General features: G+C 65.0%; 7 protein-coding genes. 3 read left to right on the top strand and 4 right to left on the bottom strand.

The annotated features are described in order from the left end of the window. Positions 1–396: 396 nt before the first annotated feature. A complete protein-coding gene (locus tag ABJO18_RS02855; RefSeq protein WP_348508519.1) occupies positions 397–1,020 on the bottom strand; it encodes a class I SAM-dependent methyltransferase in 624 nt (207 codons plus the stop codon). Positions 1,021–1,110: 90 nt separating this feature from the next. Here ABJO18_RS02855 and ABJO18_RS02850 point away from each other — a divergent pair, with 90 nt between their 5' ends. Beyond that, entirely contained in the window at positions 1,111–2,007 is an 897-nt protein-coding gene (locus ABJO18_RS02850) for a LysR family transcriptional regulator (RefSeq protein WP_348508518.1), read from the top strand. Positions 2,008–2,090: 83 nt separating this feature from the next. Here ABJO18_RS02850 and rpsI read toward each other — a convergent pair whose 3' ends face one another. Both rpsI and rplM read right to left on the bottom strand, forming a co-directional pair. Beyond that, positions 2,091–2,588, bottom strand: a complete 498-nt coding sequence (gene rpsI / locus ABJO18_RS02845; protein WP_348508517.1) for a 30S ribosomal protein S9 — start codon at positions 2,586–2,588, stop codon at positions 2,091–2,093. Position 2,589: 1 nt separating this feature from the next. Further along, positions 2,590–3,054 carry a 50S ribosomal protein L13 gene (rplM, locus tag ABJO18_RS02840; RefSeq protein ID WP_348508516.1) on the bottom strand — a complete coding sequence of 155 codons (465 nt, stop codon included), beginning with the start codon at positions 3,052–3,054 and terminating at the stop codon, positions 2,590–2,592. A gap of 224 nt (positions 3,055–3,278) precedes the next feature. Between rplM and ABJO18_RS02835 the strand changes: the two genes are divergently transcribed. Together ABJO18_RS02835 and ABJO18_RS02830 are read left to right on the top strand one after the other, a co-directional pair. After that, positions 3,279–4,694, top strand: a complete 1,416-nt coding sequence (locus tag ABJO18_RS02835; protein ID WP_348508515.1) for an alkaline phosphatase PhoX — start codon at positions 3,279–3,281, stop codon at positions 4,692–4,694. Then, positions 4,595–5,719, top strand: a complete 1,125-nt coding sequence (locus ABJO18_RS02830) for a hypothetical protein (RefSeq protein WP_348508514.1) — start codon at positions 4,595–4,597, stop codon at positions 5,717–5,719. The genes ABJO18_RS02835 and ABJO18_RS02830 overlap by 100 nt, the downstream gene beginning before the upstream one ends. Here ABJO18_RS02830 and ABJO18_RS02825 read toward each other — a convergent pair. Then, the gene (locus tag ABJO18_RS02825; protein WP_348508513.1) at positions 5,716–6,741 is read right to left on the bottom strand and encodes a COX15/CtaA family protein; all 1,026 of its coding nucleotides are present in this window, start codon (positions 6,739–6,741) and stop codon (positions 5,716–5,718) included. The genes ABJO18_RS02830 and ABJO18_RS02825 overlap by 4 nt on opposite strands. Positions 6,742–6,857 lie beyond the last annotated feature (116 nt).

Genomic DNA, 6,857 nt, shown 5'->3' with positions numbered 1-6,857 from the left:
CGAAAGTCAGGACCCAGATCGTAAAGGCAGATTTTCGCCAGGCGGGCACGGTCTGAGTGGTGGCGATGTGCGGGATAAGTGCGAGATCGCCGTCACCGCGCTCTATGAACTGGGCCCTGACTTTCGTCAGGGTGACGGTGCGTGTTGTGGCGTTTGCGCTCTCTTTTCACCGCTCTCTCCATTTTTCCCGGACGGAGGCCCGCGGAAGCAGGCTGCAGATCCGGGACCGACCGTGCGTCATTTCAAGCGACGAGCTTCCCGCAGGTCCCGGCACTCCGCCCGGCCGTCGCCGGGCTTGCAGCCGGGAAAAATGGGTGTGGTGTTCAAGGTGAGGAGTGCCCCTCATCCGCCCTGCGAGCACCTTCTCCCCGGACGGGGATAAGGACGTGGCGCCCCCTACCCCGGCTTGCGGCAGATCAGGAAGAGGGCCTTGGAGCGTTTGGGCCACCATTCGTATTCGATCTGGAAACCGGCGGCCTCCATGGCTTTGCGAAGGCGGCGCGCCGACAGGAATTTCACATGCGGCGCCAGGCCGAAGAGCTGCATGAGCGGGATGATCGGCACCAGGAACCACAGCCCGTCGGCAATGCACACCGTGCTGGTGACGAAGACGCCGCCGGGCTTGAGAAGACGGAAGGCACGGGCGATGGCGGCATCGGGGTCCTGCATCAGGTGGATGATGGACAGGCCGAGGACGGCGTCAAAGCTTTCCGGTGCCACGTCCAGCTCGTCGAAATTCGCGCGCTGGAAAGTGATGTTCTGCACACCGGCCTCGCGGGCGCGTTCACGGCCGAAATTGAGCATCTCATCGGAAATATCGGTGGCCAGGTAATGCTTGACGTGCGGCGCGTGCAGCACGGCCGTTCCGCCCGTGCCGCAGCCGAACTCCAGCACCTCGCTGTCGGGGGTGAGATATTCGCGCGTCTTTTCCAGCTTGTGCTCATAGGCCGCCTCGTCGCCGATCGGCGCCTTGAAGTATTTTTTCGCCGTGCGGTCCCAAAAGCGCCGGTTGCGGTCCATCGATTCAATCCCCTGTTTGTCAGCCCCCATGTACCCATACGCAAATCGGATATAAATCTGCAAATCCCTGCAGCTGATATACGAAAACCGATGAACTGGACGAGTATCGCCTTTGACTGGAACCAGGTCCGCGCCTTTCTGGCGACGGTGGAGGAAGGGTCGTTTTCCGCCGCGGCGCGCGCGCTGGGCCAGACCCAGCCGACCCTGTCGCGCCAGATCACCGCGCTGGAGGAGGCTCTGGGGGTCACCCTGTTCGAGCGCGGCCCGCGCGGCATGCGGCCGACCGGGGCGGCGCTGGAACTGGTCGACCATGTCCGCGCCATGGGCGAAGCCGCCCAGCGCATCTCGCTGACGGCATCCGGCCAGGCCAACTCCGTGGAGGGTTATGTCTCGATCACATCGACCGACCTGGTGGCGACCTATTTTCTGCCAACCGCCCTGGAACGCCTGCGCACGATCGCGCCGAAACTGCAGATCGAGATCATCGCCTCGAACACGGTGCGCGACCTGACCAAGCGCGAGGCCGATATCGCCATCCGGCACGCGCGTCCGGACCAGCCCGACCTGATCGCCCGCCTGCTGGGCGAGACCAGCGCACATCTTTATGCCGCGCCGGCCTTTCTCGACCGGGTAGGCCGGCCGCAAACGGCGGAAGAGGTCAGCCGGCTCGACTTTGTCGGCTTCGAGCGCGATCCACGCATCCTGGAGTTCCTGAGGGAGTTGGGGCTCGACCTCACGCCGGAGAGTTTCCGTGTCACCTCGGAAAGCGGACCGGCCTATCTCGCCCTGATCCGCCAGGGCTTCGGCGTCGGCGTGGTGACGCGTGACATGATCGGTTTCTATCCCGATCTGGAGCCGGTCTTTCCGGCCCTGCCCCACATCCCGGTGCCGGTCTGGCTGGTCACCCACCGCGAACTCAATACCAGCCGCAAGATCCGGCTGGTCTACGACATACTGGCCGAGGAGCTGGGCAAGCTGTGGCGGTAGGCCCGAAACAGGAGCCGCAATAAAAAAACGGGCGGCGCCAGCGGCACCGCCCGTTTCGTGAAATCGGATCGCTCCGAAAACCCTTAGCGCTTCGAGAACTGGAAGCTGCGGCGGGCCTTCTTGCGGCCGTACTTCTTACGCTCGACCACGCGGCTGTCGCGGGTGAGGAAGCCATTGGCCTTGAGCACCGGGCGCAGGCCCGGTTCGAACAGGGTCAGCGCCTTGGAGATGCCGTGACGCACGGCACCGGCCTGACCGGACAGGCCGCCGCCGACGACGGTGGCGACAATGTCGAACTCGTCCTTGCGCTCGGCGGTTTCCAGCGGCTGTTGCAGCAGCATGCGCAGAACCGGGCGGGCGAAATACTGTTCCTGGTCCTTGCCGTTCACAGTGATCTTGCCATTGCCGCGCTTGATCCAGACGCGGGCGACCGCGTTCTTGCGCTTGCCGGTCGCGTAGGCGCGGCCGTGTTCGTCGATCTTGGGCTCGGCCGGGACAGACTCTTCAGTCGCGACGGCGCCGGTATCGGCGTCCTTCATGACGTCTTTCAGGTCTTCGAGCGAGCGGGCTTCGTCACTCATATCAGCCTCGCGTATTCTTGGTGTTCATGGACTTGAAGTCGACCACTTCCGGCTGCTGGGCCTCGTGCTTGTGGTCGGCACCGGCGTAAACGCGCAGGTTCGAGAACTGCTGACGTGCCAGCGGGCTGTCTTTCGGCAACATGCGCAGCACGGCCTTCTCGACGACACGCTCCGGGAAACGGCCGTCCAGCAGCTTTGCCGGGCTGGTTTCCTTGATGCCGCCGGGGTGACCGGTGTGCCAGTAATAGCGCTTGTTGTCGCGCTTGCGGCCGGTGAACACGACCTTCTCGGCATTCACGACGATCACATTGTCGCCCATGTCGACATGCGGGGTGTAGTCCGGACGGTGCTTGCCGCGAAGACGCGTCGCGATGTAGGCAGCCAGACGGCCGACAACGGCGCCTTCTGCATCGATCACGACCCACTTCTTCTCGACATCCGCCGGTTTCACGGAATAGGTCTTCATAACTCTCTCGCCTTTGGCCGGTTGGCCCCGGTTTGAATTCGAGCGCGCCGTTTAGAGGTGAAATTCGAACCGGTCAAGCCTCGGCGGAATTCCGCGTTGAATTTTATACACCTGCGTATACGGTCAAATAATACCACATATATCGCGTACGTCATTTTTCCGTCGTGAACCCGTTGTATTGCCACACTAAATTACACCCTCCCCTGAACGCCCGGAGTTGTTCGATGTCCCTGTCCCGCCGCAATTTCCTGAAATCCGCCACAGCGACCTCCGTCGCCTTCGCCGGACTGCCGGCGCTGGCCGGCTGTGCGCGGGCCGACGGGGTCACCCAGCCCTGGCTGAACCAGGTCGAGGGCTATGGCGAGCTGGTGGCCGATCCGGCCGGCCTGTTCGATCTGCCCGAAGGCTTCACCTATGAGGTCATCTCCACCGTCGGCGATGCGATGACCGATGGTCTGATCGCACCGGGCGATTTCGACGGCATGGCCTGTTTCACCCGCGCGGACGGCAAATGGGTTCTGGTGCGCAATCACGAACTCAATCCGGACGAGATCGAGAAGTCGGCCTTCGGACCCGATGCAGCCGGACTCGACCTGATTGACCGCGACAAGGTGCATGACTGGACCGATGACGGCGCCCCGCATCTGGGCGGAACCAGCCACCTGGTCGTCGATCCGGAAACCCTGGAGGTGACCGAGCAATACATGTCGCTGGCCGGCACGATCAATAACTGCGCGGGCGGGCCGACGCCCTGGGGCAGCTGGATCACCTGCGAGGAGACCGAGTGGCAGGCCGGCGGCGATGCCCAGGTCGATCATGGCTATTGTTTCGAAGTGCCCGCGGATGCGACGGGCCTGGTGACGCCGGTGCCAATCATCGACATGGGCCGTTTCCGGCACGAGGCGATTGCCGTCGACCCGGCTTCGGGCTGCGTCTACGAGACCGAGGACCGCCGGGGCCTGGCGCTGTTCTACCGCTATATCCCGGACGTGCCGGGCGAGCTGGCGCGCGGCGGACGGCTGCAGGCGCTGGCCGTGCGTGGCCAGCCGGGTCTGGATACGCGCAACTGGACGGGCAACAGCCTGCCGGTGGGCGACTGGCTCGAGGTGGAGTGGGTCGATCTTGCCGATGTCGAGAACCCGGACAATGACCTCGCCGAGCGCGGCCATGCCGATGGCGCGGCCATGTTCACCCGCGGCGAAGGCCTGTGGTGGGGCGAGAATGAATGCTATTTCGCCTGCACCGATGGCGGTCCGGAACGGATCGGCCAGATCTTCCGCTACCAGCCGAGCCCGTTCGAGGGCACGGACCGCGAATCCGAACAGCCCGGCCGCCTGCAGCTCTTCGTGCAATCGGACGATGCACGCGTGATGGAGAAATGCGACAACGTCTGTGTGGCGCCCTGGGGTGATCTCATTGTCGTGGAAGACGGCGATGAGGATCAGTACATCCGCGGCGTGACGCCCGAGGGCCGCGTGTATACGATCGGCCGGAATGCCGATGCCGACGCGCTCGGCGAGAAAAGCGAGATTTGTGGTCCATGCTTCAGTCCCGACGGTTCGACCCTGTTTTTCAACATTCAGCGCAATCCCGGCCGCACCTTCGCGGTGCGCGGTCCCTGGTCCGGGCGCTCGCTCTAGGCACAAGCCTGCTGGCACTGGCCGCCTGCGGCCAGACGGGAGAGGACGCAGCCGAAACGCCGGATGCGGCGACCGGTCCGGAGACGCTGGAAGTGCTGGTCACGGCGGCGTTCACCGGCGTGGAAGGCGGCGCCAGCGCCCTCGCCTTCCTGCCGGATGGCGATGCCCCCTCGCTCGGCCTGGTGATCTCGGCGCCGCGTGAAGGCGGTCTGGACATCTTCAATCTGGACGGTGAGCTGCAGCGGCGGCATGCCGGTGCGCGCCTGACCGGTCTGGCGACCGCTCCGGACTTCCAGCTGCGCGGGGAAGACCTGCCGCTGGTCTTCGGTGCCTCGCCCGACAATGGCGCCGTGTTCGGCTATGCCATCGTGCGCAACGGTACCCAGGTGCTCGACCTGCCGCTGGCCGAAACCGGTACGGATGGCGGTGTGGCCGGTCTGTGCCTGCTGCGTGAAGGCGCCGGATTTGTCGAACTTGTGGTTCTGGAAACCGGCGCCACGGCAAATGTCTGGCGCGTCCGTGATGCCGGCGGCGACACGCTGTCGGTGGAAGAGATGCGCAGCTTTCCGCTGCCCGCCCCGGCGCGCCAGTGTGCCGTGTTCGATGGCGATATCTATACCGCCAGCCCCGCTGCCGGCGTGACCCGCCTGTCGTCCGAGGGCGCGGTTCTGGCCGAGGCCAACATCCCCGCCTCCGGCATCGCGGTGGGCGAGTTCTCCGGCACGCGCCTGCTGCTGGCCACCGACGGGGCCGGCGAGACCGTGCGCAGCTTCGATGCCCGCACGCTGGAAGAGCGCGATGCGATCGATGTCGTCGACGGCCTGTCCACACCGGGCATCGGCCGTCCGGGTGCGATCGCCGTGTCGCCGGCCGATTACGGTTTCACCGCCTATTCCAACGGCATGCTGTCGATCTTCGATCAGGCCGACCAGCGCGTGAAAGTGATCTCCCGCGACGCCTTCTCGCGCGCCGTGATCACCGGCAGCAATCCGGTCGGCGGCTCAGGCGACAACGAGGCGGGCTAAGCAGCCCGCCGCGCAGTCCAAGCGGCGCACAGTGTTGCAAGGAAGAGCAGGACCGCGCCCAGCTGGTGCGCCAGCGACAGGCCCAGGGGCACGACCGCCAGCAGTGCGGCGATGCCCAGGGCGATCTGGCCGACGACCAGGGCCGGCAGGATCACCATGAAGGGTTTCAGCGACACGCGCGGTTCACGCCAGATCGTCACCGAATAGGCGAAGACCGCCAGTGCCACGAGATAGCCTGTCCAGCGGTGATGCATCTGCACCGCCGCATGGCTCTCGAAGACCGCCGGGAAGAAACTCATCCCGCCCAGATAGCCCTCCGGGACCAGATCGCCATTCATCAGCGGCCAGGTGTTGTAGATGCGGCCCGCATCCAGCCCGGCCACGAAGGCGCCCAGTATGATTTGCAGGAAGACCAGGCCGAGAAGGGCAAAGGACACGCCGGCCAGCGTGCCGCGGCGCAGGGGCGGCGGCCCGAACCGCGCTTCCAGCGATAGCCAGACCGAATAGCCCAGGATGATGAAGGCCATGCCCAGATGCGTGGCGAGCCGATACTGGCTGACATCCAGCCGGTCGACCAGCCCGCTGGCGACCATCCACCAGCCGATCGCGCCCTGGGCGCCGCCCATACACAAAAGCAGGAAGAGGCGCGGCTTGAGCCGGGCGCTGAGATGGCCCCGCAGCCAGAAGAAGACGAAGGGCACGGCGAAGACGAGGCCGATCAGGCGGCCCAGCTGGCGATGCCCCCACTCCCACCAGAAAATGAATTCGAACTCCGCCAGCGTCATGGCGGAATTCTGTTCCTGGAATTCGGTGGTGCGCTGGTAGAGGCGGAATTCCTCTTCCCAGTCGGACTGGGTGAGCGGCGGGATGGCGCCGGAGATCGGCTTCCATTCGGTGATCGACAGGCCACTGTCGGTCAGGCGGGTCGTGCCGCCGACAATGATCATGCCGACGACCATCAGGGCGACGATGAGCAGCCAGTTGGAAACGGCGCGACTGGTGATACTCGTATGGTAGGCCATGGAACCTCCGCTGCGCGGTAACTACCGCAATCGGCGGAGGGGGCAAGGCCCGGGGCGCAGCTTCAGGCTTGCATGGCCAAGTTTGCACTCGCACATCGTACAGCGACGCGCCATTG

This window comes from Maricaulis sp. (assembly GCF_039978735.1).
Taxonomy (GTDB): domain Bacteria; phylum Pseudomonadota; class Alphaproteobacteria; order Caulobacterales; family Maricaulaceae; genus Maricaulis.
The sequence above is the reverse complement of the archived record's forward strand: the minus strand, read 5'-3'. Positions and strand labels throughout refer to the sequence as shown.

Excerpts from the sequence above, each read along its gene's own strand:
- ABJO18_RS02825 (WP_348508513.1), bottom strand. The coding sequence starts at position 6,741 with ATGGCCTACCATACGAGTATCACCAGTCGCGCCGTTTCCAACTGGCTG.
- rpsI (WP_348508517.1), bottom strand. The coding sequence starts at position 2,588 with ATGAGTGACGAAGCCCGCTCGCTCGAAGACCTGAAAGACGTCATGAAG.
- ABJO18_RS02835 (WP_348508515.1), top strand. The coding sequence starts at position 3,279 with ATGTCCCTGTCCCGCCGCAATTTCCTGAAATCCGCCACAGCGACCTCC.
- ABJO18_RS02830 (WP_348508514.1), top strand. The coding sequence starts at position 4,595 with ATGCTTCAGTCCCGACGGTTCGACCCTGTTTTTCAACATTCAGCGCAA.
- ABJO18_RS02855 (WP_348508519.1), bottom strand. The coding sequence starts at position 1,020 with ATGGACCGCAACCGGCGCTTTTGGGACCGCACGGCGAAAAAATACTTC.
- rplM (WP_348508516.1), bottom strand. The coding sequence starts at position 3,054 with ATGAAGACCTATTCCGTGAAACCGGCGGATGTCGAGAAGAAGTGGGTC.
- ABJO18_RS02850 (WP_348508518.1), top strand. The coding sequence starts at position 1,111 with ATGAACTGGACGAGTATCGCCTTTGACTGGAACCAGGTCCGCGCCTTT.